Source organism: Bradyrhizobium sp. SRS-191, assembly GCF_024586915.1.
Classification (GTDB): domain Bacteria; phylum Pseudomonadota; class Alphaproteobacteria; order Rhizobiales; family Xanthobacteraceae; genus Bradyrhizobium.
The window spans coordinates 54,562-79,770 of the sequence record NZ_JANBVS010000024.1 but is presented as its reverse complement, the minus strand read 5'-3'; the positions used below and the strand labels follow the sequence as shown (position 1 = coordinate 79,770).

General features: G+C 65.6%; 20 protein-coding genes and 1 other RNA gene. 15 read left to right on the top strand and 6 right to left on the bottom strand.

Features of this window, described 5'->3' with window-relative positions; all coding sequences use genetic code 11:
- Nucleotides 1–86 precede the first annotated feature (86 nt).
- On the bottom strand, nucleotides 87–1,139 hold the full coding sequence (locus NLR35_RS30505; RefSeq protein WP_257170239.1) for an acyltransferase family protein: 1,053 nt from the start codon (nucleotides 1,137–1,139) through the stop codon (nucleotides 87–89).
- Nucleotides 1,140–1,290: 151 nt separating this feature from the next.
- Here NLR35_RS30505 and NLR35_RS30500 point away from each other — a divergent pair, with 151 nt between their 5' ends.
- The 10 genes from NLR35_RS30500 (at nucleotide 1,291) to NLR35_RS30455 (ending at nucleotide 17,270) form a co-directional block, all read left to right on the top strand.
- On the top strand, nucleotides 1,291–2,610 hold the full coding sequence (locus NLR35_RS30500; RefSeq protein ID WP_257170238.1) for a UDP-glucose/GDP-mannose dehydrogenase family protein: 1,320 nt from the start codon (nucleotides 1,291–1,293) through the stop codon (nucleotides 2,608–2,610).
- Between the two features lie 115 nt (nucleotides 2,611–2,725).
- On the top strand, nucleotides 2,726–5,200 hold the full coding sequence (hrpB, locus tag NLR35_RS30495) for an ATP-dependent helicase HrpB (RefSeq protein WP_257170237.1): 2,475 nt from the start codon (nucleotides 2,726–2,728) through the stop codon (nucleotides 5,198–5,200).
- Nucleotides 5,201–5,356: 156 nt separating this feature from the next.
- Nucleotides 5,357–5,857 carry a TIGR02281 family clan AA aspartic protease gene (locus NLR35_RS30490; protein WP_257170255.1) on the top strand — a complete coding sequence of 167 codons (501 nt, stop codon included), beginning with the start codon at nucleotides 5,357–5,359 and terminating at the stop codon, nucleotides 5,855–5,857.
- A 193-nt stretch (nucleotides 5,858–6,050) separates the two neighbouring features.
- Entirely contained in the window at nucleotides 6,051–7,550 is a 1,500-nt protein-coding gene (locus NLR35_RS30485; protein ID WP_257170236.1) for a phosphomannomutase/phosphoglucomutase, read from the top strand.
- Nucleotides 7,551–7,809: 259 nt separating this feature from the next.
- Complete coding sequence (locus NLR35_RS30480) at nucleotides 7,810–8,511, top strand: flagellar hook assembly protein FlgD (RefSeq protein ID WP_257170235.1); 702 nt, start codon at nucleotides 7,810–7,812, stop codon at nucleotides 8,509–8,511.
- Nucleotides 8,512–9,221: 710 nt separating this feature from the next.
- The gene (locus tag NLR35_RS30475) at nucleotides 9,222–10,922 is read left to right on the top strand and encodes a flagellin (RefSeq protein WP_257170234.1); all 1,701 of its coding nucleotides are present in this window, start codon (nucleotides 9,222–9,224) and stop codon (nucleotides 10,920–10,922) included.
- A gap of 212 nt (nucleotides 10,923–11,134) precedes the next feature.
- On the top strand, nucleotides 11,135–12,535 hold the full coding sequence (locus NLR35_RS30470; protein ID WP_257170233.1) for a flagellar hook protein FlgE: 1,401 nt from the start codon (nucleotides 11,135–11,137) through the stop codon (nucleotides 12,533–12,535).
- Nucleotides 12,536–12,568: 33 nt separating this feature from the next.
- On the top strand, nucleotides 12,569–14,362 hold the full coding sequence (flgK, locus tag NLR35_RS30465; RefSeq protein WP_257170232.1) for a flagellar hook-associated protein FlgK: 1,794 nt from the start codon (nucleotides 12,569–12,571) through the stop codon (nucleotides 14,360–14,362).
- A gap of 8 nt (nucleotides 14,363–14,370) precedes the next feature.
- Nucleotides 14,371–16,137: a hypothetical protein gene (locus NLR35_RS30460; RefSeq protein WP_257170231.1), complete on the top strand. Its 1,767-nt coding sequence runs from the start codon at nucleotides 14,371–14,373 to the stop codon at nucleotides 16,135–16,137.
- Nucleotides 16,134–17,270: an AraC family transcriptional regulator gene (locus tag NLR35_RS30455; RefSeq protein ID WP_306577805.1), complete on the top strand. Its 1,137-nt coding sequence runs from the start codon at nucleotides 16,134–16,136 to the stop codon at nucleotides 17,268–17,270. The genes NLR35_RS30460 and NLR35_RS30455 overlap by 4 nt, the downstream gene beginning before the upstream one ends.
- Nucleotides 17,271–17,450: 180 nt before the next feature.
- On the opposite strand, the gene NLR35_RS30450 is transcribed toward NLR35_RS30455, so the two are convergent.
- The 5 genes from NLR35_RS30450 to NLR35_RS30430 form a co-directional block, all read right to left on the bottom strand.
- The gene (locus tag NLR35_RS30450; protein WP_257170230.1) at nucleotides 17,451–18,917 is read right to left on the bottom strand and encodes a methyl-accepting chemotaxis protein; all 1,467 of its coding nucleotides are present in this window, start codon (nucleotides 18,915–18,917) and stop codon (nucleotides 17,451–17,453) included.
- A gap of 25 nt (nucleotides 18,918–18,942) precedes the next feature.
- On the bottom strand, nucleotides 18,943–19,221 hold the full coding sequence (locus NLR35_RS30445) for a hypothetical protein (protein ID WP_257170253.1): 279 nt from the start codon (nucleotides 19,219–19,221) through the stop codon (nucleotides 18,943–18,945).
- A gap of 183 nt (nucleotides 19,222–19,404) precedes the next feature.
- Nucleotides 19,405–19,905, bottom strand: a complete 501-nt coding sequence (locus NLR35_RS30440; protein ID WP_257170229.1) for an Lrp/AsnC family transcriptional regulator — start codon at nucleotides 19,903–19,905, stop codon at nucleotides 19,405–19,407.
- Between the two features lie 137 nt (nucleotides 19,906–20,042).
- Entirely contained in the window at nucleotides 20,043–20,981 is a 939-nt protein-coding gene (gene nudC, locus NLR35_RS30435; protein ID WP_257170228.1) for an NAD(+) diphosphatase, read from the bottom strand.
- 3 nt (nucleotides 20,982–20,984) lie between these two features.
- Nucleotides 20,985–21,404: an HIT domain-containing protein gene (locus NLR35_RS30430; RefSeq protein WP_257170227.1), complete on the bottom strand. Its 420-nt coding sequence runs from the start codon at nucleotides 21,402–21,404 to the stop codon at nucleotides 20,985–20,987.
- Nucleotides 21,405–21,552: 148 nt separating this feature from the next.
- On the opposite strand from NLR35_RS30430, the gene ffs reads away from it, so the two are divergent.
- From ffs to NLR35_RS30405, 5 genes are all read left to right on the top strand, one after another.
- Nucleotides 21,553–21,649: signal recognition particle sRNA small type (ffs, locus tag NLR35_RS30425), an RNA gene on the top strand.
- Nucleotides 21,650–21,795: 146 nt separating this feature from the next.
- The gene (locus NLR35_RS30420) at nucleotides 21,796–23,631 is read left to right on the top strand and encodes a DNA polymerase III subunit gamma/tau (protein ID WP_257170226.1); all 1,836 of its coding nucleotides are present in this window, start codon (nucleotides 21,796–21,798) and stop codon (nucleotides 23,629–23,631) included.
- 76 nt (nucleotides 23,632–23,707) lie between these two features.
- Nucleotides 23,708–24,028, top strand: coding sequence for a YbaB/EbfC family nucleoid-associated protein (locus NLR35_RS30415; protein WP_006611474.1), 321 nt, complete (start codon nucleotides 23,708–23,710; stop codon nucleotides 24,026–24,028).
- A 128-nt stretch (nucleotides 24,029–24,156) separates the two neighbouring features.
- Complete coding sequence (gene recR, locus NLR35_RS30410) at nucleotides 24,157–24,756, top strand: recombination mediator RecR (RefSeq protein ID WP_006609565.1); 600 nt, start codon at nucleotides 24,157–24,159, stop codon at nucleotides 24,754–24,756.
- Between the two features lie 19 nt (nucleotides 24,757–24,775).
- Nucleotides 24,776–25,201: a hypothetical protein gene (locus NLR35_RS30405; protein ID WP_257170225.1), complete on the top strand. Its 426-nt coding sequence runs from the start codon at nucleotides 24,776–24,778 to the stop codon at nucleotides 25,199–25,201.
- Nucleotides 25,202–25,209: the final 8 nt, after the last annotated feature.

Below are 25,209 nucleotides of genomic sequence, written 5' to 3'. Positions count from 1 at the left end.
GGCAGGCTGGAGCCACAGCGTGCCACAAACAGAGGACGGTGGTTATGGGTCCCGGGTCTTCGCCCGGGACGACACCGAGGATGGGGTTACTCTGCCGGCTGGATCGCGACACGCGGCTTCGGCGGCGCGATCCAGAACGCGATCGGGCGCTCGAACAGGAAGCGCGCGCCGACGCGCAGCGCAAGGCGCCAGATCGCCAGCGCGCCGAGCACGCCGGCGATGGTGACCAGCAGCGAGATCATGCCGATGTCGGTGATGATCCCCGTCTTCAGCAGCACGGTGCGCGTCGCGGCCATCGGCAGGAAGAAGGCAAGATAGATCACGATCGAATGCTCGCCGCAGAACCTGAGCACATTGAGGAGCTGCGCGCGGGCCAAGAGCGTGCCGGCGATGATGATGGCGACCGCGCCGGCATAGCCCAGCGAGAGCGAGATCACCGGCCATTCGCTGACGCCGAGATTGACGAGCCCCTGGTTGACCACCGCCCAGGCGAGCAGGCCGACGATCGCGAGCATGGGTTGTGCCCGCGCACGTTCCGACAAGGCGAAGATATAGGTCGCGAACAGATAGCCGGAGTAGATGTAGACGAAGCGGGCGCAGAACTCGTCGATCACGGTCCAGCCGGTGACGATATGCGCCATTTCGAGGCCGGCCGCGATGCCCCAGATCACCGGCGCCGGGGCCTTCCGTGTCAGCTTGATGACGACGAAGAAGATCGGCAGCAGGTAGATGAACCACAGCGTGCCGAACGGCTCGATGAAGGACTCCAGGTACAGATAGCCGGCGTGCTGCCAGCCGGAGGCGGCGGCGAAGCCGGGCGCCTTGAAGCCGAACTGGATCGTCACCCAGAGGATGTAGAAATAGGCGAAGTGCACCACCTTGCGATCGATGTAGGTGCGCCAGTCGCGGTCGATCACCAGCGGCAGGAACAGGCCGGAGATCAGGAAGAAGTCGGGCATCCGGAACGGCTTGGCGAAGGCGACGACGGCATGCATGAAGCCGGTCTCGCCGGCGGCGAGCTCGACGCCCAGCACCGAGTGCATCATCACCACCATGATGATGCAGATACCCTTGGCGTAGTCGACCCAGTCGATCCGTGCCTCTGTTCCGGCCGATTTCGGCGTACCATTCGCGGTCATGCTGTCCCTCTCTGGCGCGGAGCTGCCGCATTGTGGAGCAGAGCCGTTAAAACTCCTCTTTGTCATCCAAACGTCATGCCGTTTTCTAAATTCCCCTTGAACCGCAAATGGTTTAAGACGCGAAAGTATTAACCTTGAAGGATGGGTTTCGATGCGAATTGCGATGATCGGCACGGGCTATGTGGGTCTGGTGTCCGGTGCCTGCTTCGCCGATTTCGGTCACCAGGTGACCTGCGTGGACAAGGACGAGAGCAAGATCGCCGCGCTGCATCGCGGGGAAATTCCGATCTTCGAACCCGGCCTGGATGCGCTGGTCGCCACCAACGTGAAGGCCAGGCGGCTCGACTTCACGACCGATCTCAAGCAGCCCGTGGCCGACGCCGACGCCGTCTTCATCGCCGTCGGCACGCCGTCGCGGCGCGGTGACGGTCATGCCGACCTCACCTACGTCTATGCCGCCGCGCGTGAGATTGCGGCCTCGCTCACCGGGTTCACCGTCGTCGTCACCAAGTCGACCGTGCCGGTCGGCACCGGCGACGAGGTCGAGCGCATCATCCGCGAGACCAATCCTGCGGCCGATGTGGTGGTCGCCTCCAATCCGGAATTCCTGCGCGAAGGTGCGGCGATCCGCGACTTCAAATGGCCTGATAGGATCGTCGTCGGCACCGACGACGAGCGCGGCCGCAAGGTGCTCGGCGACATCTATCGGCCGCTGTCGCTGAACCAGGCGCCGGTCATGTACACGGCGCGGCGCACGGCAGAGCTGATCAAATACGCGGCGAATGCATTCCTCGCCACCAAGATCACCTTCATCAACGAGGTCGCCGACCTCGCCGAGAAGGTCGGCGCCGACGTGCAGGAAGTGGCGCGCGGCATCGGCCTCGACAACCGCATCGGCGCGAAGTTCCTGCATGCCGGTCCGGGCTTCGGCGGCTCGTGCTTTCCGAAGGACACCCGCGCGCTGATCAAGATCGCGCAGGACTACGACACGCAGCTGCGCATCGTGGAATCCGTGCTGGCGGTCAACGACAATCGCAAGCGCGCGATGGCGCGCAAGGTCGCGCACGCCGTCGGCGGCAATCTGCGCGGCAAGACGGTCGCCGTGCTCGGCCTCACCTTCAAGCCGGAGACCGACGACATGCGCGAGGCGCCGTCGATCCCGCTGGTGACCGGGCTGCTCGACATGGGGGCCAAGGTGCGCGCGCATGATCCCGTCGGCATCGAGCAGGCCAAGAAGGAGCTGCCGGAGATCGCCTATTACGACGATCCCTATGATTGCGCGACGGGCGCCGACGCGATCGTGCTGGTGACCGAATGGGTGCAGTACCGCGCCATGGATCTCGACCGCCTCAAGCAGGTGATGGCCAGTCCCGTCGTCGTCGACCTGCGCAACGTCTACCGCCCCGACGAGATGGCCGCCCACGGCTTCGTCTACGAGAGCGTCGGCCGGCCGTCGGTGAAGGCCGAATGACATGGCGTTGTCATATCCCGCGCAAGCGGGGTATGCAGGACGACTGATCGCCATGAGCCAGGCGGTCTGCACTGACGGGATCACCCGCTTCGGCGGGTGATGATTGGTTGATTGATTGCCCCTTCGCTTCGACACACCGCTGCCCATCGACGCCGTGCTGGACGCATTGTCCGGCACGCTCGAACGCAGCAACACCGCGGTGCTGGTGGCGCCGCCCGGCGCCGGCAAGACAACGCGGGTGCCGCTGGCGCTGCGCGATGCGCCATGGGTCGGGACCAACAAGATCATCGTGCTGGAGCCGCGCCGCATCGCGGCCCGCGCCAGCGCCGAGCGGATGGCGAAGTCGCTCGGCGAGCGGGCCGGGGAGACCGTTGGCTATCGCGTGCGCTTCGGCTCGAAGGTGTCGCGCGCAACCCGCATCGAGGTCGTCACCGAGGGTATCTTCACCCGGCAGATCCTCGATGATCCCGAACTGACCGGCGTCGCGGCCGTGCTGTTCGACGAATTTCACGAGCGCTCGCTCGACGCCGATCTCGGCCTCGCGCTGGCGCGCGATGCGCAGCAGGGCCTGCGCGAGGACCTCCGCATCCTCGTGATGTCGGCGACGCTCGACGGCGCCCGTGTCGCCAGGCTGCTCGGCGATGCGCCGGTGGTCGAGAGCGAGGGCCGCGCTTTTCCGGTGGAGACGCGCTATGTCGGCCGCAAGCCGGATGCGCCGGTCGAGCGGCAGATGGCCGAGACGATCGCGACCGCCCTGCGCGCCGATGCCGGCTCTGTGCTGGCGTTCCTGCCGGGCGCCGCCGAGATCCGCCGCACCCAGACCATGCTGGCCGAGCGCGTCCACGATGCCGCGATCGAGATCGTGCCGCTGTTCGGCGCGCTCGATGCCGCCGTCCAGGACCGCGCCATTTCGCCGGCGCCTAAGGGCCACCGCAAGGTGGTGCTGGCGACCTCGATCGCCGAGACCTCGCTGACCATCGAGGGCGTCCGCATCGTGGTCGATTCCGGCCTCGCCCGCGTGCCGCGCTACGAGCCGGACATCGGCCTGACCCGGCTGGAGACGGTGCGGGCGTCGCGTGCCGCCGTCGATCAGCGTCGCGGCCGTGCCGGCCGCACCGAGCCCGGTGTTTGCTATCGGCTGTGGGACGAGCCGCAGACGGCCTCGCTGGCGGCCTACACCCAGCCGGAAATCCTCAGCGCCGATCTGTCCTCGCTGGTGCTCGACCTCGCGCAATGGGGCGTCAGCGATCCCGCGACGCTGAGCTTCCTCGATCCGCCGCCGCAGCCGGCGTGGAAGGAGGCCCGTGACCTGCTCAACGAGCTCGGCGCGCTCGATGCCGATGGCCGCTTGACCGACGAGGGCCGGCGGCTGCGGGCCCTGGCGCTGCCGCCGCGGCTGGCGCGCATGATCGTCGATGCCGCCGATCACGGAGCGGCCGCGCAGGCCGCCGATATCGCGGCGATCCTGACCGAGCGCGGGCTCGGCGGCGATAGCGTCGACCTCGAGGTCCGGCTCGATCAGTTCCGCCGCGACCGCTCGCAGCGGGCGCAAAGCGCGCGTGACATGGCGCGGCGCTGGGCGCAGCAGGTCGGAACGTCGGGCTCATCGCGGGCGGCAGGAGAGCTGACCACTGGCCTGATGCTGGCCTTCGCCTTCCCTGACCGTGTCGCCCGCAACCGCGGCAATGGCAGCTTCGTGCTGGCCAATGGCCGCGGCGCTGCTGTCGAACAGACCTCCTCGTTGGCTAGGGTGCCCTATATCGCGGTGGGCGAGCTGACGGGCACGGCCGCCAGCGGCCGCATCCTTCTGGCCGCGCCGCTCGCGATCGAGGACATCGAACGTCATTTCGCTGCGCAGATCGAAGCGAAGGACGAGGTCAGCTTCGATCTCAACGCGATGGCGCTGCGCGCCAGGCGCAGGCGCAGGCTGCATGCGATCGTGATGGCGGATGCGCCGGTGGCGCTGACGCCGTCGGAGGAGACCGCGCGCATCTTTGGCGAGGGCATCTGCGCCGCCGGCCTCGACCGGCTGCCATGGTCGAAGGCCGCCAAGCAGTGGCGCGACCGGGTGACCTTCCTGCGCAAGGCGGAGGGTGACAGCTGGCCCGACCTCTCAGATGCCGGCCTGAGTGCGCGGCGCGACGACTGGCTGGTGCCGCTGCTCTCTGACAAGACCTCCCTCAGGGATGTCTCTCCGGGGGACGTCTCGGACGCTGTGATGGCGCTGCTGCCCTGGGACCTGCGCGCGCGGCTCGACAAGGAGGCGCCGACGCATTTCGAGGCGCCGACCGGGACCATGTTGGCGATCGATTACGAGGCCGAGCAGGGGCCGACCATCGCCGTGCGGCTGCAGGAGTTGTTCGGGCTCAACGTCCATCCGTCGATCGCCCGCGGCGCGGTGCCGCTGGTCCTGGAACTGCTTTCGCCGGCGCAGCGGCCGGTGCAGGTGACGCGCGATCTGCCCGGCTTCTGGCGCGGCTCCTATGCCGCTGTCCGCACCGACCTGCGCGGCCGCTATCCGAGGCATCCCTGGCCCGAGGATCCCGCCAGCGCCATGCCGACGCGGCGGGCCAAGCCGCGGGGGACTTGATGCAAATTATACCGCCCGCACCGCGATCGTTAACGCTTCGCTCATCGTTTTCGCCAAAATGGCAGCGGCAGCCGCTCCGCCTCAGTCGCCCGTCAGCGGCTTTCATGGTCAAGTCGGTTGCGGGGTAAAGTCGGGCGTTGCGTAATGCGTAACATAATGATCTTCGCGGCCGTTCTCGTCGGCCTCGGCACTTTCATGGCGCAACTGGCCGATCGCCTGACGCCGGCGCCGGCGTCCGCCACGACGTCGGTGCGCAGCGCGACCGTGGACACCTCCGCGGCGGGCCAGCGCAGCCTCAACATCCCGACCGACCGCCGCGGTCATTTCCGCGCCGATGGCCGCATCGACGGCCAGCGCATCAGCTTCATGATCGACACCGGCGCTTCGATGGTCGCGCTGAACGAGAGCTCGGCCGCCCGCTTCGGCCTGCGCCCGGCGCGCGGCGACTACACTGCCAATGTGACCACGGCCAACGGGACCGTGAAGGCTGCGCGGGCCCGGCTCGCGATGGTCGAGCTCGGCGAACTCACCGTCCGCGACGTGGATGCCCTGGTGCTGCCCGACGCGGCGCTGTCGGAGAACCTGCTCGGCCTGTCCTTCCTGTCGAAGCTGAAGCGCTTCGCCTACGCCAACGGCCAGATGGTGCTGGAGCAATAGGCCCCGCCACGACCGCGTCTTGGCTCAGCCGCTGACGGCTCCCATATACCGGCAGGCATGATCGCCCCAGGGAATGAGGCGGTCTGCCCGATTGTTGCCTGCATTCATCTGCCTTCTGCGATTGTCGTATGAGGTCGTGTAGCGCACGACTCCGTTCTTCCATTGATGTGATTATTCCCGAGGCCGTCCCCTGATGTTTCCCAAGCCGAAGCCCCTTCTGGTCCCCAACACCTACGCTTTCGAATCCGAGCCGATGGTGAAGCCGACGGGCTTCCGCGAATATGACGCGCGCTGGCTGTTCAACAAGGAGATCAACCTGATGGGGGTGCAGGCGCTCGGCATGGGGCTGGGCGCGCTCATCGCCGAACGCGGCGTCAAGCAGGAGATCGTCACCGGCCATGATTTCCGCGGCTATTCCGCCTCGATCAAATACGCGCTGATCTCCGGCCTGATGGCCGCCGGCTGCAAGGTGCATGACATTGGCCTTGCCGTGACGCCGATGGCCTATTTCGCCCAGTTCGACCTCGACGTGCCCTGTGTCGCCATGGTCACCGCCTCGCACAACGACAATGGCTGGACCGGCGTGAAGATGGGCGCCAACCGGCCGCTGACCTTCGGCCCGGAGGAGATGACCCGGCTGAAGGAGATCGTGCTCAACGCCGAGTTCAAGAATGCCGGCGGCGGCTCCTATCAGTTCCACGAGAATTTCCCCGCGCGCTACATCGCCGATCTCACCAATCGTCCGAAGCTGAAGCGCCGGCTCAAAGTCGTCGCGGCCTGCGGCAACGGCACCGCCGGCGCGTTCGCGCCTCAGGTGCTCGAGGCGATCGGCTGCGAGGTGATCCCGCTCGACACCGAGCTCGATCACACCTTCCCGAAATACAATCCCAATCCCGAAGACATGGAGATGCTGCACGCCATCCGCGACGCCGTGCTTGCTCACAAGGCCGATGTCGGCCTCGGCTTCGATGGCGACGGCGACCGTTGCGGCGTCGTCGACAACACCGGTGAGGAGATCTTCGCCGACAAGGTCGGCGTGATGCTGGCGCGCGACATGTCGGCGATCCACAGGGATGCGCAGTTCGTCGTCGACGTGAAGTCGACCGGCCTGTTCATGACCGATCCGGTGCTGCAGGCGCAGGGCGCCAAGACCGAATATTGGAAGACCGGGCATTCCTACATGAAGCGCCGCACCAACGAACTCGGCGCGCTCGCCGGCTTCGAGAAGTCGGGCCACTTCTTCTTCAACAAGCCGTTCGGCCGCGGCTATGACGACGGTCTCGTCTCGGCGATCGCGATCTGCGAGATGCTCGATCGCGCGCCGGGCAAGACGATGGCCGACCTCAAGGAGGCGCTGCCCAAGACCTGGTCGTCGCCGACGATGTCGCCGCATTGCGGCGACGAGCTCAAATATGGCGTGGTCGACAGCGTCGTGAAGCACTTCCAGACGCTGCAGCAGCAGGGCGGCAAGGTCGCGGGTCAGGCGATCCGCGGCCTCGTCACCGTCAACGGCGTGCGCGTCACGGTCGAGGACGGCAGCTGGGGCCTGGTGCGGGCCTCATCCAACAAGCCCGAGCTCGTCGTCGTGGTTGAGAGCCCGGTGTCGGAGCAGCGGATGCACGACATGTTCGAAGCCGTGAACGTCGTGCTGCGCACCCATCCCGAGGTCGGTGCCTACAACCAGACCATCTGAGATACACCCTCAATACGGACGCCGCGGCCGCCGTCGTTTCGTCGGCAGCGGTCGACGCAGCCACGAGGCCGTAGCACGTCCGTCATAATGGACGGCCTCGTCGGAGACGAGGTGCGAGAATCTGATCGCAATCGGGCTGCTCGCATCTCGTCGTAATGTTGCCGCAAGCTAGGAGGTGTGGACTGGCAGCATCGAATCGATCCCTCACGCGATCCTGCTGATTGCGAGCTGCTACGTCGCATGGGGGCGTGAGGACAACATGAGCATTGAGCCGACCTCATCACGTCAACAGAAGGCTGCAGCGGCAGCGCCGAAGGTGCGCACGGAGGGCGCGGTCAATCCGGCGGCCGGTGCGCGATCCGGCATAGCGGACAACTTTCAGTCGTTTCTGACGCTGCTCACGACGCAGTTGCAACACCAAAACCCTCTCGACCCGCTCAACGTCAATCAGTTCACTCAGCAACTTGTTCAATTCGCCCAGGTCGAGCAGCAGCTCAAGGGCAACACGCTCCTCGAACGGCTCGTCGAGGCACAGAAATCCGCGCAATCAACCCAGGCCTTGATGCTCGTCGGCAGGACCGCGGTGGTCGATGGCAGCGAGGCGACCCTCGCGAAGGGCTCAGCCGTGTGGAATCTGAGATCCCCCAAGAGCGTCACGGCGACGGTGTCCGTGACGAATGCGACCGGCCAACTCGTCTATTCAGGAACACGCGTGTTGAACTCCGGCGACAACGGCTTCGCCTGGAATGGCCAGGCGAGCAATGGGGTAGCCTCTCCTCCTGGCCCATACAAATTAGTCGTCGACGCAAAGGATGCTGCGGGAAGGTCCGTTGCCGTGTCGGCAGAGGCGCAGGGCGTCGTCGAATCCGTCGACCTCACGAAGAATCCAATCATGCTGTCGATCGGGGGACGGAACTATGCCCTTGGCAGTGTCAGGCGAGTCCTGCACGGGGGCGGGTGACCGCAGGAGCCGAACTCCATACGATCGTAGTTGCACGATCCGCGACCAAGCGTGTGTACGCTCAGACCGTTTCAAGCCTTTGCGCTGCTGCACGACGGGACGCGCGCGAGATCGTCGCGAGCCGAGAAATTGGCGTGGACCACTCCGTCCGACACGCAGGCTGCGTGCCGCGTGTGATGCAGAGCGATCGGTCGTCAGGCCAACAGCGGTCCACCGAAACCTGGCCGCGGACGATATCCCGATCTTCTTCGCGGCGAGCGAGCGCGGGACGTGTCTGTCAGTCTCCCCGTCAGCGCAGATCAGATTGACTACAGCCTTTCGCTCAAACCAACGGCCTGCCGTGCCGGCGATGGAACGACCTTCCGTCGATTGGTCCGCCAGCCGCGCGATCGCTTGTTGCAACTTGCCAGGCGCTGCCGTCGGCTGAGCCGGCGCGCTCCAGCCAGCATCCCCAGAGAGAATTGTCATTCGAGCTAACAGCGTCGTACGACGTGCGGCGCTGAGCATTCGCGCGCCGCAAATTAGAGACGACAATACTAACAACGCCGTCGGCTTTTTCACGGATGAAGTACGAAAAGTACCTTGTTGAGGACGGAGAGAGTCGAAACGGCGCTGAGCGGGCCCCAGGAATTTCGATGTCGTAAATCGTGGAAGGCGAGGCTCTCGCTCGTCGCATGAAGCGGCGAAACGAGAAGAGAAAGATCTCAGCCATGCCCTCCGAAATCACACTGTCTGCTGCCACGCGCCAGAACCTGCTGTCGTTGCAGGACACGGCGTCCCTGCTGGCGACGACCCAGTCGCGCCTGTCGACCCAGAAGAAGGTCAACTCTGCGCTGGACAATCCGGTGAACTACTTCGCGGCGCAGAGCATGACGGCACGCTCCGCAGACCTGATGTCGTTGATGGACGGAATTTCGAACGGCATTCAGACCATCCAGGCCGCGAACCAGGGCATCACGCGCATTCAGGGACTCGTCGATTCCGCCAAGAGCACCGCGCAGCAGGCGCTTGCGGTGCAGAACACCGCATCCGGCTCCGCCGCTACGGGCGCAGTCGTCGCAGCTGCCAGCGGCAAGTCGTTGCTCGGCGCAGGCACCGGTGCCGCGGCTGACGGCACGCACGACTACAGCGCGGCGTCTGCGGCCTCGGCTTTCACCGTCACCGACAATTTCGGCAACGCCACCACGATCACGCTGGATCGCTCTCGTCTGGCGCAGAGCGTGCGTGACATCTCGAAGGTGTCGTCGACCGAAATCCTTACCCAGATCAATCAGCAACTGAACCAGGCGGGCGCGTTTGCAACCGCGTCGTTGACGAATGACGGACGTCTGACGTTCACCTCGACCCTCACCGGCTCCGATGCGAAGATCACGATCTCGGGCGGCGGCGCCGGCAACACCGTGGATGTGGGCTTCGGGACCGGAACGCTGACCACGGTTTCCGCGTCCGGCATCGATGCGACCGACGGCTCGGCGAAGGCGACCGTCACCGGCGCTGCCGTCGCCGCGCTCGGAACGGCCAGCAATTTCGATCTGACCGCGGGCGATGCCTCGCTCACGGTTCAGCTCGGCAACGGTCTCACCAAGACCATCAATCTGAACAAGACGGCCGATGCCGCGCTCGGCGTGGCCACCTTGAAGGCCCAGGACATCGCGGCTGCGATCAACCGTCAGCTCAATGCCGACACGGGCATTTCGGGCAAGGTGATCGCGACCTACGACAATGCTGCGGGCACGGTCTCGCTCCGCACGACGGCCTCTGGTGGTGACCAGAAGCTTACGGTGACCTCAGCGGCCGCGAGCACCAAGGATATCGGCTTCGGCACGGCCGGCGACGTCACCAAGGCGAGGACCGCGGCCGGCGCAGGCGCGACCGCCGCCAACGGGACCAATCAGCGCGCGGCTCTGGCGCAGCAGTTCAACGAGCTGCTGAACCAGATCACCATGGCGGCACAGGACGCACGGTTTCAAGGCGCTAACCTGCTCTACCGCACCGGCAGCGATCCGAAAGAGAATACGCTGCACATGACCTTCAACGAGAAGGACTCGAGCTACCTCGACATCAAGGGAGTCAAGTTCGACGCGGCCGGCCTCGGCGTGACGCAGTCGAGCGGCAATTTCGCAACCAACGACGAGGTCAAGACCGCGCTCAGCCAGCTGATGAACGCGTCGTCGACGCTGCGCAGCCAGGCCTCGACGTTCGGTTCGAACCTGACGGTGATTCAAAACCGGCAGGCCTTCACCAAGAACATGATCAACATTCTCGATGTCGGCGCAAACAACCTCACGATCGCCGATCTCAACGAGGAAACCGCGAACCAGAACGCGCTGAGCCTGCGCAACTCGCTCGGCATCTCGGCCTTGTCTCTCGCCAACCAGGCGCAGCAGGGCATCCTCCAGCTTCTCCGCTAGCGCTGGCCTCCGCCTCGTCCTCGCGCGCTCCGTCGCGTGCGTGACGACGAAGCACCTGCGCGATCGGGGACGTCTCGATGATGCCCTGGTGCTCGCTGCGTCGCGCGCGGTGAAGCGGCGGAGCACAGGGGAACAACAACATGCGGCGGCCGGACGATGGATCGGCCGTCGCAGATCCTCCCTCATCTCCAATCCTTGATACGAGACATCAAATGAGCATCTCCACCGCTCTGACGACCGCGTTCAGTGGCATGAAGGCGCAGTCCTACGCCATGGCCAACATCTCCGGCAACATCGCCAATACGCAGACGCCGGGCTACAAATACGTAGACACCACCTTCTCCGATCTCGTCAGTTCGCAGAGCAGGAGGCAGACGGTGGCTGGAAGCGTCGTTGCCGAGGCGAGGTCCACCAACTCGCTGCAGGGCGCGCTGCGCGCGACGGGAACGTCGACCAACATGGCGATCAACGGTCCGTCGTTCTTCTCTGTTCAACAGAAGACAGGCGACAGCAAATTCTCGGGTGTTCCACTCTATACGCGCCGGGGTGATTTCACCATCGACAAGGACGGCTATCTGATGAACGGAGCCGACTTGTATCTGTTCGGCACCAATCTGGATCCCGCGACGGGCAGCGCCGTCTCGTCCGGTCCGATCCGCATCAACAACGCCAACATGCCGGGCCGGCAGACCTCGCGAATCGATTATGGCGCCAATCTGCCGAAGGCGCCGGTGACGACGGCCGGAGCAGCAGGGGACTCCACGCCGTACGCCATTCCCAGTGCGGTCGTGACCGATCCGACCCTCACGGCACCTGACACCAGCAAGAAGGTGCCGGCCGCTCAGGCCGCCGCCTTGCTTGATAAGTCGCTTCCGGGCCCGTCCTTGACGCTGTACGGCGCCGGAGGCACGCCGGTCTCGCTGTCGACACGCTGGGCGAAGGTGCAGGACGCGAACACGGCGGCCACTCCGCCAAAGAACGCGACCTGGAATCTGTTCTACGCGTCGAGCTCGACGGCGTCGAAGGCCAGCGACTGGACCAATGTCGGCCATGCCTTCGCCTTCGATGGATCGGGAAAGTTCGTGCCGCCTGCCGCGGCCACCGTGGCGGGCGATGGCAGCGTGTCGTTGAAGATCCCGCAATTGACCCTCGACGGCGTCAATTCGGGCGATGTCGCGCTGAACATCGGCTCGGGTGGGCTGACGCAGCTGGCGACGTCCTCCGGGACCGTGACGACCAACACACTTGCTCAGGACGGATATCCGGCAGGGAGTCTCAAGAGCCTCTCGGTCACGTCAGAGGGAACGATCGTCGGCACCTTCACCAATGACATGACCGCCTCCGTGGCGGTGGCAGGTGTCGCGAACTTCGCCAATCCGAACGCGCTCAAGCCTGCGTCCGGCGGCAGCTACGAGCAGACGCGCGACTCCGGTCCGCCGATTGCCGGCCTCAATGGCGCGACGATCGTTGGCGGCAACATCGAGGCGTCGAACAGCGATGTGGCCGGCGAGTTCTCCAAGCTGATCGCAACGCAGCAGGCCTATTCGGCCAACGTCAAGGTCATGACGACCTCGCAGCAGATGATGTCCGACCTGCTCAACGCGATCCGCTGATCGCGCGCGCTGTCGCTGGGCAGGAGACGCCTGATGTTGACGAACGCGTTCAATACCGCGACCGCCGGGCTGCAGACGCTGCAACTGGCCATCGGAACGGTGTCGCAGAACGTCGCCAACTCCGGCTCCGCCGGATATACGCGGCGCGCCGTGTCGACGGAGTCTGCAGGACCCGGCAATTCGGGCGTTGCGGTCGCCAGGATCGACCGCACCTTCGATGAGGTGGCGCTGAAGCAGATGCGGCTCGAAAGCTCGCACGCCGCCTATGCGTCGACCAAAGCGGAGATGCTGGCACAGATCGACAAGCTCAACGGCAGGCCCGCCGATTCCAGCGCGCTGGATGCGCGCATGAACGTGCTGGCGAAATCGTTGCAGGCGCTGGCGTCGAATAGTGCTTCGGCGAGCAGCCGGAGCACGGTGATGGACGCCGCGTCCGTTCTTGCCGACAAGATCCGCGGGATGGCGGATACACTGAACGGATTGCGTGAGGGCTCCAACAAGCGTGTTGCTGCGGAAGTATCCGCCGCGGATGGCCTGCTGACGTCGATTGCGGCCCTGAACGTCAAGGCTACCACGATCTCCGACGCTTCGACACGCGCCGGCATTCTTGATCGCCGGGACCAGCAGATCAACGAGCTCGCTCGCTATATCGAGGTCAAGACGATCTCCCAGAGCGACGGCAGCGTCACCCTGATGACCAACTCGGGGTTGACATTGGTCGAGCGCGGCGCCGCGACGCGGCTGTCCTTCAACGACCGGGCGCCGGCGGCCGGAGGCGGCACCGTCGTGGCGACCTTGCCCGGCGGAGCAGGGATCGATCTCGACGCCGCTGCGCTCTCGTCGGGCTCGATCTCCGCCAACCTCGAGATTCGCGATGCTATCCTGCCACGCGCCCAGCGCCGGCTCGATGATCTCGCCTTCGGGCTCGCCCAGGCGTTCACCAACACGACGGTCACCGCCGGCCGGCGCGGCGCTGGCTTCGAGCTTCGTCTCGATGACCTGGCGAAGATGCAACCTGGGAATACGATCACGATCTCGGTGGGCTCGGGCGACACTGCGCGCAGCATCGTTCTCGTCGCATCCAATCTCGCTTCGAAGTCGCTGGACGCTGAGCCGTCCGGCCGTGTCCAGACGTTCGCGATTCCGACGCTGCCAGCAACGTCGCAGGCGTATGCCGCCGCGCTTTCCACCGCGCTGACTGCGGCCGCTTCAGGCTTGTCGGTGACGAGCGGCGGCTCCGGCACCATCAAGATCGACGGACCGGACATCCAGGGCGTCGCCGCGAGCGTCACACAGCCGAAGAACGCGGGAGACCTCTCCGGTGGCTATCCGAAACTCGCGGTTTTCGTCGATGGCGCAGCGAACGCGCTGGTGACGGGATCGATGGATGATGGTTCGCAGCGTCTCGGGCTGGCCGCCCGGCTCGCAGTGAACACAGCGCTGAAGGCCGATACGTCGGCCCTTGTGGCGGCCGGCTCGTCGGCGTCGACGCTCTCGCGCCCGCAGGTTCTCTACGACGCGCTGGCCTCCGACAAGCAGAGCTTGCCTTCGCCGAGCGGTAGCAGCCGGTCACCGTTCTGGACGACCGTCATGTCGTTTGCGCGGGACATGGTGGCGTCCGCGGGCTCCGAAGCAGCAGCAGCTGCGGCGGTGTCCGATCAGCAAAGCGTCGCGAAGGCGAACGCCGAGGCCTGGTTCTCCAAAGGCGCAGGCGTGAACATCGACGAGGAGATGTCGCGGCTCATCGCGTTGCAGACGGCCTATGCCGCCAACGCTCGCGTGCTGACGGCAGCTCGCGAGATGATCGATCTTCTGCTCAGGGCATGAGGCTTGTCATGACCTCGATCTCCCCCACGATCCCGACGAACAGCTCCCCGATCGGCCGCAGCGCCGCCGACCTGGTGGCGCTGAAGCAGCAGATCGATCAATTGTCGTCGCAGTTGAGCAGCGGCCGCGTCGGCGAGACTTTCGCCGAATTGGGGCCAAGTCGCTCGGATAGCCTCAGTGCCCGCGCGGTGCTGAGCGCGCTGGACGGCTATGATGCCGGGATCGCCAGCGCTCAACCGCGCGTCCAATTGATCTCGGCCAGCATCGCCCAGATCTCGAAATCGGTCGTCACGTTCCGCAACGCGCTGGCGAACAATCCTCCGGGAGCCGGCGCCGGCGAGGCGCTTGCCCGGGATGCCCTCGAGAGTACGATTGCCGCGCTCAACCCGCAGATCGGCGGTCGCTATGTGTTTGGCGGACGGGAGGACCGACGTCCGCCGCTCGCGAGCGCCGCCGTGCTGCTCGACGGCGACAACAGCGATCCCTCGAAGCCGCTGGCCGGACTCAAGGCTCTGGTCGCGGACCAGATCAGGGCGGACAAAGTTGACGGCATCGGCCGTCTGGCGCTGTCGCGGCCCAGCTCGACCAGCCTGCAACTCAGGGAAGAGACCGACCCCGGCGCGCGGGCGAATTTCGGCTTCACGCTTGCGGGAGCTGCCGTGGTGTCGAGCAGTTTCGCGGCGGTCAGCTATTCCGCCGGCACCATCGAAGGCGCGGTGCCGCAATTCGTCCAGGCGCCGCTCCCGAACGATCGCTTCCGTGTCGTGGTCAACCTGCCGTCCGGCGCACAGAAGACGTATGACCTCAGCGGAGCCGATCTGGCTGATATCAGCTCGCCGGCCAACGCGACGTCTTCCCTGCTGACGCTGCTCGGTACTGGGAAGATTGCCAGCGTGCAGAGTGCAACGCCTCCCGGACTCCAGGCGACTTTTGCCAATAGCGGTGCGGCCGGAGCGTTGACCATCGATGTCGGCCGACAGCCCGCGGCGGGTGACCAGCTCTCCATCAAGCTGGCCCTGCGCGACGGCAGCACGACCACGGTGACGTTGCAGGCGCAGTCGAGGGTCGACCCGGACTCGACGTCGGACTTCGCCATCGGCGCAACTCTCGCGGAGACTGCGCAGAACGTCTCCGTCGCGCTGGGCCGGGCCTTGGCTCGCGCCGCCGATACGGTGCTGGCGGCGAGCTCGACGGCGCGCGCGGCGCAGGACTTCTTCGCCGGACAGAGCGCGCCGGGGCTGGCTGCGCGACGGATCGATTTCAGCGCAGCCACGCCGGCCTACGCCCAGGTCGCGTCCACCTCGACCGTCGCCTGGTATCGCGGCGAGGCATCGACCACGGCGCCGCGCGAAGCGGAGGTCGTACGGACCTCATCCACCAGCGCGATTGCCGTCGGTGCCCGGGCCAACGAGGACTCCCTTCGCGCGGCCTTGGTCGGGTTTGCCTCGATCGCCGCGAGCGGATCCGGGGCGACCACCGCTGCCGCCGCCGAGCGTTCGAAGTCGCTCGCATCCCGCACATTGGCTCTGCTGCCGACACGAGAGGCCGTCGACGGAATCGCGAATGATTTCGGACTGGCCCAGGCCGCGCTCTCGGAGGCGCAATCGGAGAACAAGGTGATCCGGACGATCCACCGGACCCTTCTCGACCGGATCGAGACCGTCCCGGCCGAGACGATCGTGACCGAGTTGGTGAGCCTGCAGAACAGGTTGCAGGCGAGCTACCAAGTCACCGCGATGATCTCGAAGCTGTCTCTCGTCAACTACCTCCGATGATCAGCATCTCATCCTCCGGCCGGGACGCGGCCGTCTCGCATCTCGAAAAGCGTTGGACCGATACGTCCGGTAATCTCGCGGTAATGCGCCCGCGGATGATGACTGCGAAGGACGAATCGGGCGCCGCGGACATGCCGCTCAAACTGATAGATCTGAGATCCTGGGAGGGCGACGACGATCTAATCCGGCTCCGGACGTGGCAGGAGCTCACGGCAAGCTTGTTCGTCACCGATCAGGCCAATCCGGCACCGTCAACCTGTGACATCTTCCTGCGCTGCTATCATCTGGAGCGAATGCTGTTCTTCGACCACAGGGCCTGCGCGCACCGTGCGGAGCGCACGCAGTCGCAGATCGTCACGCAAGGCGTCGACCACATCTTCATTGCCTTGCTGACGGCGGGGGCCACTCGGATGGCGCATGTCGACGGCGAGCTGGTGGCGACACCCGGTGACTTCGTCGTCCTCGATCTTGCGCGCAGCTTTCAGCTCGCGACCGAGGGCATGTCCGCCATCCAGATCTGCATCCCCAGGCGCCATATCGCGCAATATGCCGGCCTTCCGAATTCACCGGCTGCGAAAGTCTTGCCGTCGCGCGGCAATCCGCTGCTGAAGCTATTGGCCGACCATCTGTTGAACATGCGGCCATGTCTGACGCGGGCCGGTTCCGAGCAGAGAAATCATCTCACCTCGGCAGCCCTTGCGATCTGCAACGCGGTCCTGACCGCGGACGAGGACAATCGGTGCGGCGATGTCGCGCCGCTCGAGCTGCAGGTTCGCCAGTTCGTTGCGCAGAACCTGCATCGGCCTGATCTTGGCGTGGAGCTGCTCTGTGCGACGTTCGGCCTCTCTCGAACTCCGTTGTACAAATTGTTCGAAACGGATGGCGGCGTCGCGAATCATATTCGGGATCGTCGCATGGCGCATGCCATGCGGATCCTGGCCTGCGCAGAGGGTGGGGCGGCTCAGCGGGTGTCGACGGTTGCCTACGCCTGCGGCTACCAGTCCGAGAAGATCTTCAGTCGTGCCTTTCGCCGCCGCTATGGCGTCAACCCCAGCCAGGTGAAACGAACGTTTCCACAAGCGGCCATCCGGCCCAAGGGCGCGCTTCTTGCCTCCTGGCTTCAGAACCTGTGACCGTGAAGGAGACAGACGGGAAATCGCTGTAGGACCACCGGCGTCCGCATGATGAGGCGGTCAACGCCGCGCCGCGCAATGCATCCGGACGGCCGGCGCCTACAACCACACTATCTGACGCGCGAGAGCGAGCATGCCTCTCCGCGAAGCATGCTCGCCGAAGTTGAGCGAGGCAGTGAACTAAGCCGCTCGCAGCGACCTCAGGAACTGATCGACCTCGGATTTGAGTCGGCCGGATTGCGAGGACAGGCCGTTCGCCGAGTCCAGCAGTCGTGACGCGGCGCTGCCGGTCTCATCGGAAGCGTGGGTCACGCTGCCCATGCTCTGGCTGACCAGGCGCGTGCCCTCCGAGGCTTGCTGCACATTGCCCGAGATCTCCCCGGTCGCGAGGCCCTGCTGCTCGACGGCGGTGGCGATCTCCTTGGAGATGCCGTCGATCTCGGCGATCGTGCCGCCGATCATCTGGATGGCGCTGACGGCGTCGCCCGTGGCGCTCTGGATGCTCTGCACCTGGCTGGAGATTTCCTCGGTGGCCTTGGCGGTCTGGTTGGCCAGCGCCTTCACCTCGCTCGCGACGACGGCAAAGCCCTTGCCGTGCTCGCCGGCGCGGGCGGCCTCGATGGTGGCGTTGAGCGCCAGCAGGTTGGTCTGGCTGGCGATCGTCTGGATCAGCGTCACCACCTCGCCGATCTTCTGCGTGCCCGCGGCCAGGCTCTCGACCACGCTGTTGGTGCGGCGCGCCTCCTCGGCGGCCTTCGCGGCGATTTCGGCTGAGCGCGTCACCTGCTGGGAAATGCTGCCGATGGAGGCGGTCAGCTCCTCGGTCGCGGCCGCAACCGTCTCGACATTGGTGGACGCCCGCTGCGAGGCCTGGGCCGCCGCCGAGGTCTGGCGCGAGGCTTCGGCGCTGTTCCTGCTCATCAAGGACGACAGGTTCTGCACTTCATTGGCAGCAACCGCCACCGCCTCGACGATGCCGCCGATCTTGCGCTCGAAGCCTTCTGCGAGCTCGCGCCGGGCGACATCGCCCTGCTGCTGGCTGCGCTGCTCGGCCTCGATCCGCTCGGCATTGGCGCGCGCTTCGGCCGCCATCGCCGCATTGGCCTCGGCCGTCTTGCGCGTGCTCGTCTCGAACAGTTGCGTCAGCTTCAATGCGAGCGCGATGAGGACACCGGCTTCGATCAGGAGGATGACGGCGTGCAGCACCACGCGGCCGAAATCAGAGCCGCCCGGGTAGATGGCGGCGGGAAGGACGAAGTTGAGCACCAGATGGTGAAGCGCGACCGCGACGGTGCCGGCCACGATGGGCCGGTAGTCGCAATAGGCGACGAGGCAGGCCAGCGCCGCGAAGAAATACATGTGCATGTCGATCTGCCATGCATGTCCGGACATCTGGTACACCAGCACGGACACGCCGCCCATGAGGGCCACGGCGACCGTGAGCTGCGTCGACAGGCCGTCGCCGGCGCTGCGCCAGGACAGCGTCGCGGCGAGGGCCAAGGCGACCATCATCATGGTCGGCATCATCCAGTCGCCGCGCGACAGTCCGATGATGAGCGCAAGCGGAACGTGGATCCACAGCACCGCCAGCAGAACCTTGCTGGTCGTATCTCGGAGTATCGCCAGATCGTCGGTCTCGCCCGTCATTTCCGTCCCCCAATATTGATCTTGTTCAGTCCGTGAAGCAGGCAGCCACCGCCTGCGGATCGATGACGAGCCAGGCTCCGGACTTGCGGAGTCGCGTCAAGCCATCGTGGTCTCCGGGGCGAACCACCAGCAGCCACGACAGATTCGTCGTTCGCACGAGAGCTGCGTCAGCAGATGCCGCAGCAAGCATTGTTTGTTGCGCGCTCCACCAGGGTGGGAAAGCGATGGCCACGATCTCGCGCCCGGGAGCTACCTGCAGCGACAGCGCTGCCACACCGATGAAGCTCGCGACCAAAAGCGCCATGGCGTTGAGCCAGGCCCGCGAGGACGAGGGTATGGTGGCACCGGACATCATCACGTTGGATGATAGATGGACGGTAATAACTTCCAGTAAACGATGATTGGAAACGCTCAAAAAAGCCGCGCAACTCTCGCGAGCGCCGAGCGATGGACGTGGAGAAAACGTCGGCCGAGCGGCGTGGCCGGGCTAGACCGGAGGCACCGGCAGTGCGGTCACCGACTTGATCTTCTCCATCGCGAAGCGCGAGGTGACGTTCTTGAGCGGCACGGCGCTGATCAGCTTCTTGTAGAACACGTCGTAGCTCTGCATGTCCGCGACCACGACGCGGAGCATGTAGTCGACGTCGCCGGCCATCCGGTAGAACTCCATTACCTCGGGCATCGAGCTGACGGCTTCGGCGAATTTCTTGAGCCACGCCTCGGAATGATCGGCGCTCTCCACCGAGACGAACACGGAGATGCCGAGCCCGATCTTGTATTGGTCGACCAGGGCCACCCGGCGCAGGATCACCCCGTCGGCCTCCAGCCGCTGGATGCGCTTCCAGCAGGGTGTCGACGACAGACCCACCCGGTCGCCGATTTCGGCGACGGACAGCGAGGCATCCTCCTGCAGGACCATCAGGATCTTGCGGTCGATGGCGTCGAGCCGGCGGTTGGCTTCAGGGCTCTGGGCGGAGACGTCGGACATGGAGAAATTTGTTCCATATGAAGGTCGAGAAACCCTCATATAGAGAAAATCGTTCCAAGGCAAGGATTCGCCGTTCAGGCCGTCCGGCGCGTGTCAGGCGAGATGACCGACTGGCCAACGATGGTCTCTCGATACCCTTACGCCTCGTCCTTGAGCCAGCGGCCGACCAAGTGGTGGGCAATCGCGAACGGATGCGGTCCCGCCAGCCCGTCCGGATGCTGCCGCTGCAGCATCAGCCGGGCCTCCTCGCGGCTGAACCAGCGGACGTCCTCGAGCTCGGTGCGATCGATGACGATGTCCTCGTTCAGCGCCCGCGCGCTGCAGCCGATCATCAGCGACGACGGATAGGGCCAGGGCTGCGTCATGTAGTAGGTGATATCGGTACAGCGGATGCCGGACTCCTCGAACACCTCGCGGCGGACGGCGTCCTCGATCGTCTCGGCTGCCTCGACGAAGCCGGCGAGACACGAATACATCCCGGCCGGAAACTGCTTCTGCCGCCCCAGCAGGCACTTGTCGCCGGAGGCGACGAGCGAGATCACGACCGGATCGGTGCGCGGGAAATGCTCGGTCTTGCAGCTAGGGCATTCGCGCTTCCAGCCGCCCTCGCGCATCGCGGTCTTGGCTCCGCAATTGGCGCAGAAACCATGGCGCTGATGCCAGGACACCATGGACTTGGCCATCGCGATGGTCGCGAGCTGGTCCACGGGGATCGCGCCCTGCATCGCCATCCCGCGCAGCTCCGTCACGGACACGTCCTCACGCCCGGCGAGCTTCTCAGCGGCGGCGGGGGAAATGCCCATGCCGAACACGGCGGCGCCGTCCTGCAAGCCGAGGAAGATCGTCCCAGGATTGGCGCCGAACGTCAGCGCCTCGTCGATCGTCAGCAGCGCCCGGAGCTGGTCGCCGTCACGCTTCAACACCAGCGCATCGCGATGCACCACATAGGCTCGCGTCGACGGCTTGCTCTCGAACGCGAGCAGCTTGTCGTCATGAAAGCGCAGATGCGCGGCGCGCTCGATCGAATGGCCGACGAAGGCCGGCTTGCCCAGCGGAAACAAGTCGAATGGCGACATCTCTCACCCTAGCCAGATCTTGCGCCTGATGGCGCTGATGAAACTCTCGAGCTCCTGCGCATCATGCGGCACGGGCGGTGCGACACCCCACACCGGACGTGGCCAGGCCACGTCACTGGTGCGGCGGGCGATGATATGAATGTGAAGTTGCGGCACCATGTTGCCGAGCGCGGCGACGTTGAGCTTGTCGCATTTGGTGATCTCCTTCACCGCGCGCGACACCCGCGTGATCTCGGTCATCAGCTGGGCCTGGGCGACCTCGTCGAGATCGATGATCTCGACCGCGCCCTCGCGGCGCGGCACCAGCAAAAGCCAGGGATAATTGGCGTCCTTGATCACCAGCACGCGCGACAGCGGCAGGTCGCCGATATCGATCGTATCCTTCGCAAGTTGCGGATGCAGCGACCAGGCTGATTCGGGCATGCGGCGGTGTTCCTGGCAGGCGGTCTGGCGGGGAGCTTTGGCGGCACCTAAAGCCTTTCCGAGCTGCGGCACAAGCCCGCGGGGCGGTGGGCGGGACCTTCGAAGCTCGCGCTTGCTTTCCGGATCGTTTGGCCCCAAATAGGCAGCGGGAGATTGGCGGTGGACGAGCCACTCGCCAACCGGGTCAGGTCCGGAAGGAAGCAGCCCTAACGAGGTCCGGATCGGGTCGCTCGTCAGTCTCCTACCTGTTTTCTCGAGCGAATCGCGCAAAGTTGGCGGGGACCCCGCGCAGGGCGGGCGCTCGACCGCACTCCGGTTGATTGTGTCGAGGCCGATTGCGTCGACGACCGCGATCGATGCCGGCCTGGAATACTCACTTGCGGATCGCTCGATGACTGACGCTGGCGCCCCACCTGTTCCGCCCGACAGCGCCGACGCTCCCGCCAAGCCCTACCGGGTGCTGGCGCGCAAATACCGCCCCTCCAGCTTTGCGGATCTGATCGGCCAGGAGGCCGTCGTGCGCACCGTCTCGAACGCGTTCGAGACCGGCCGCATTCCGCAGGCCTGGATCCTCACCGGCGTCCGCGGCGTCGGCAAGACCACCACCGCGCGCATCCTTGCCCGTGCGCTGAATTACGAGCTGCCCGACGGCTCGGTGAAGGGCCCGACCATCCACATGCCGGTGCTCGGCACCCATTGCCAGGCGATCATGGAAAGCCGGCACATGGACATCCTGGAGATGGACGCGGCGTCGCATACCGGCGTCGACGACGTCCGCCAGATCAATGACAGCGTGCGCTATGCGCCGGCCAGCGCGCGCTACAAGGTCTACATCATCGACGAAGTCCACATGCTGTCGACGGCGGCGTTCAACGCCTTCCTGAAGACCTTGGAGGAGCCGCCGGAGCACGCCAAATTCGTGTTCGCCACCACCGAGATCCGCAAGGTGCCGGTGACGGTGCTGTCGCGCTGCCAGCGCTTCGACCTGCGTCGCGTCGAGGCCGACGTGCTGATGAAGCATCTCCAGGGCATCGCGACCAAGGAAGGCGTGACGATCGAGCCCGAGGCGCTCGGCATCATCGCACGCGCCGCCGAAGGTTCGGTGCGCGATTCGCTGTCGCTGCTCGACCAGGCGATCGCCCACAGCGCAGGCGAGGTGCGCGCCGACGACGTCCGGCAGATGCTGGGCCTGGCCGATCGCACCCGCGTCATTGATCTGTTCCATCATCTCGCGAGCGGCGACATCGCCGCGGCGTTCAAGGAATTTCGCGAGCAGTACGACGTCGGCGCCGATCCCGTGGTCGTGCTGTCGGATCTCGCCGAGTTCGTGAACTTCGTGACGCGTGTGAAGGTCGTCCCGGCCACCGCCGACAACGTCGCCTTCAGCGAGACCGAGCGGCTGCGGGCGCGCGACTTCGCCACCAAGCTGTCGATGCGGGTGCTGTCGCGGATGTGGCAGATGCTGCTCAAGGGCATCGCCGAGACGCAGGGCGCGACGCGCCCCGCGGCGGCCGCCGAGATGGTGCTGGTGCGTATCGCCTATGCGGCCGATCTGCCGACGCCGGACGAAGCCATCCGCATGATCGACCAGAATGGCGGCGGATCACCGGTTGTCACGAACGGCGGCGGGCGCTCTGCACCGGCGCCGAGCATGAGCGCGGGAGCGCCGCCGGTGATGAGCTCAGCGCCGATGCAGGCACCGCGTGCGCAGGGCCCGACGCTTGCCGCCGTCGGTGGCGGAATGCGTCCACAAGCGATGGCGTCGCAGCCGTCACCGGCGTCACAGGATCAGCCGGCGCTGCGGCTCGGGAGCTTCCAGGAGCTCGTGGCGCTCGCCGGCAAGAATCGCGACCTAATCACCAAGAGCGCGCTCGAAATGGACGTGCGGCTGGTCCGCTTCGAGGAGGGGCGTCTGGAGATCGCGCTGGAACGGACCGCGCAGCGCTCGCTTGTCTCCGACCTCGGGCGCAAGCTGGAGGACTGGACCGGGCGGCGCTGGACCGTGATCGTCTCCAATGAGCAGGGTCAGGCGACCTTGCGCGAGCAGAACCTGCGCGCCAAGAGCGAGCGCGAGGCGGCGGCGGAGGCTGATCCGCGCGTGCAGGAGATCCTGGCGCGGTTCCCAGGCACCAAGGTGATCGAAGTACGCCGGCTTGCCCCCGAGCCGCCTGAATCCGACGCCAGTGCTGTCGAGCCGCCGGACGAATCGGATGATGATGATTTCTAGAGCATGATCCGGAAAAGTCGGATCCGGTTTCCGACAGATCATGCTCTACAAGAATGACTGATGATGAGGTGCTCCGATGGCTGACTTTCTCGGCATGATGAAACAGGCGGCACAGCTGCAATCGAAGATGCAGGAGATGCAGGCGGAGCTCGGCAATGTCGAGGTCGAGGGCATCTCCGGTGGCGGTCTCGTCGCCGTGCGCATGACCGCCAAGATGGACGTCAAGTCCATCAAGATCGATCCGTCGCTGCTCAAGCCGGAAGAGGCCGAGATCCTCGAGGATCTGCTGGTCACCGCGCATGGCGATGCGCGCCGCAAGGCGGAGGCCGCGATGCAGGAGAAGATGCAGGCGATCACCGGCAAGCTCGGCCTGCCGCCCGGCTTCGGCTTCGGCTAGTCGATGATGCCTTCGTCGGGTGCGGCAGATGAGATCCACCTCTCCCCAACGGGGAGATGTGAAGCGCGCTCGCGGCGGCCTGTTCGGCTCGCAATGACGGGCTGTCCCTCGTACCTGTTGTTGAACTGATGGCCGTCGCCGGTCCTGAAATCGAGCGCCTGATCCAGCTGCTTGCGCGGCTGCCCGGCCTCGGGCCGCGTTCGGCGCGACGTGCCGCGCTGCATCTGATCAAGAAGCGCGAGGCGCTGATGGTGCCGCTCGCGTCGGCGCTGCAGGTCGCGATCGACCGCATCCAGGTCTGCAAGACCTGCGGCAACATCGACACGCAGAGCCCGTGCACGGTGTGCACCGACCCACGGCGCGATCCCGCAATGATCGTGGTCGTGGCCGATGTCGCCGACCTCTGGGCGCTGGAGCGCGCCAAGGCTTCCAACGGCCGCTATCACGTGCTCGGAGGCACGCTGTCGCCGCTCGACGGCGTCGGTCCGCAGGATCTCACGATCGATGCGCTGGTGCAGCGCGCGCATGCGCCGGAGGTGCAGGAGATCATCCTCGCATTGAACGCGACGGTCGATGGCCAGACCACCGCGCATTACATCACCGACCTCCTGCAGGAGGCGAACGTCAAGGTCACGCGGCTGGCACATGGCGTGCCCGTCGGCGGCGAGCTCGACTATCTCGACGAAGGCACGCTCTCGGCCGCGATGCGGCAGCGGACCTTGTTCTAAGCACAGACGGAAGTGAATGATGACGAAACGCGGATTCGGCAAACGGCTGGCTTTGGGCGCGATTTGTGTGGCGCTCTCGGCGCCCTCCGTGCTGGCCCAGCAGGGCGAAGCGCCGCAGAAGGCCGGCAAGCCGCTCAACGCCGGCGACGTGCTGTCAGGTGAACTGAGCGCGCTGAAGGTCAAGGGCGCCAAGCCGGGCCAGCCGTCATCAGCCTATCAGATCACCAGCGAGCCGCGCCGCCTGCCGCCGCCGAGTGGGCTGTGCAATCTGGAAACCGGCCCGGAGACATTCCAGCTGGTCACTGCCAGCCCCGCGCAGGCCTCGCAGCTGAAGGGTCTGCTCGGCAAGCAGATCGCGGTCAAGGTCGACGAGATCGCCTGCGCGCAGGATGCGGGGCAGTTGAGCGAGGCGGTCGTGACGAAGTGGAGCCTCGTGAAGCGCTGAGCGAGCGA

Bases quoted from the DNA above. Each gene is read 5' to 3' on its own strand.
- NLR35_RS30505 (WP_257170239.1), bottom strand. From the start codon at position 1,139: ATGACCGCGAATGGTACGCCGAAATCGGCCGGAACAGAGGCACGGATC.
- NLR35_RS30500 (WP_257170238.1), top strand. From the start codon at position 1,291: ATGCGAATTGCGATGATCGGCACGGGCTATGTGGGTCTGGTGTCCGGT.
- NLR35_RS30490 (WP_257170255.1), top strand. From the start codon at position 5,357: ATGATCTTCGCGGCCGTTCTCGTCGGCCTCGGCACTTTCATGGCGCAA.
- NLR35_RS30485 (WP_257170236.1), top strand. From the start codon at position 6,051: ATGTTTCCCAAGCCGAAGCCCCTTCTGGTCCCCAACACCTACGCTTTC.
- NLR35_RS30480 (WP_257170235.1), top strand. From the start codon at position 7,810: ATGAGCATTGAGCCGACCTCATCACGTCAACAGAAGGCTGCAGCGGCA.
- NLR35_RS30475 (WP_257170234.1), top strand. From the start codon at position 9,222: ATGCCCTCCGAAATCACACTGTCTGCTGCCACGCGCCAGAACCTGCTG.
- NLR35_RS30470 (WP_257170233.1), top strand. From the start codon at position 11,135: ATGAGCATCTCCACCGCTCTGACGACCGCGTTCAGTGGCATGAAGGCG.
- flgK (WP_257170232.1), top strand. From the start codon at position 12,569: ATGTTGACGAACGCGTTCAATACCGCGACCGCCGGGCTGCAGACGCTG.
- NLR35_RS30460 (WP_257170231.1), top strand. From the start codon at position 14,371: ATGACCTCGATCTCCCCCACGATCCCGACGAACAGCTCCCCGATCGGC.
- NLR35_RS30455 (WP_306577805.1), top strand. From the start codon at position 16,134: ATGATCAGCATCTCATCCTCCGGCCGGGACGCGGCCGTCTCGCATCTC.
- NLR35_RS30450 (WP_257170230.1), bottom strand. From the start codon at position 18,917: ATGACGGGCGAGACCGACGATCTGGCGATACTCCGAGATACGACCAGC.
- NLR35_RS30445 (WP_257170253.1), bottom strand. From the start codon at position 19,221: ATGGCGCTTTTGGTCGCGAGCTTCATCGGTGTGGCAGCGCTGTCGCTG.
- NLR35_RS30440 (WP_257170229.1), bottom strand. From the start codon at position 19,905: ATGTCCGACGTCTCCGCCCAGAGCCCTGAAGCCAACCGCCGGCTCGAC.
- nudC (WP_257170228.1), bottom strand. From the start codon at position 20,981: ATGTCGCCATTCGACTTGTTTCCGCTGGGCAAGCCGGCCTTCGTCGGC.
- NLR35_RS30430 (WP_257170227.1), bottom strand. From the start codon at position 21,404: ATGCCCGAATCAGCCTGGTCGCTGCATCCGCAACTTGCGAAGGATACG.
- NLR35_RS30420 (WP_257170226.1), top strand. From the start codon at position 21,796: ATGACTGACGCTGGCGCCCCACCTGTTCCGCCCGACAGCGCCGACGCT.
- NLR35_RS30415 (WP_006611474.1), top strand. From the start codon at position 23,708: ATGGCTGACTTTCTCGGCATGATGAAACAGGCGGCACAGCTGCAATCG.
- recR (WP_006609565.1), top strand. From the start codon at position 24,157: ATGGCCGTCGCCGGTCCTGAAATCGAGCGCCTGATCCAGCTGCTTGCG.
- NLR35_RS30405 (WP_257170225.1), top strand. From the start codon at position 24,776: ATGACGAAACGCGGATTCGGCAAACGGCTGGCTTTGGGCGCGATTTGT.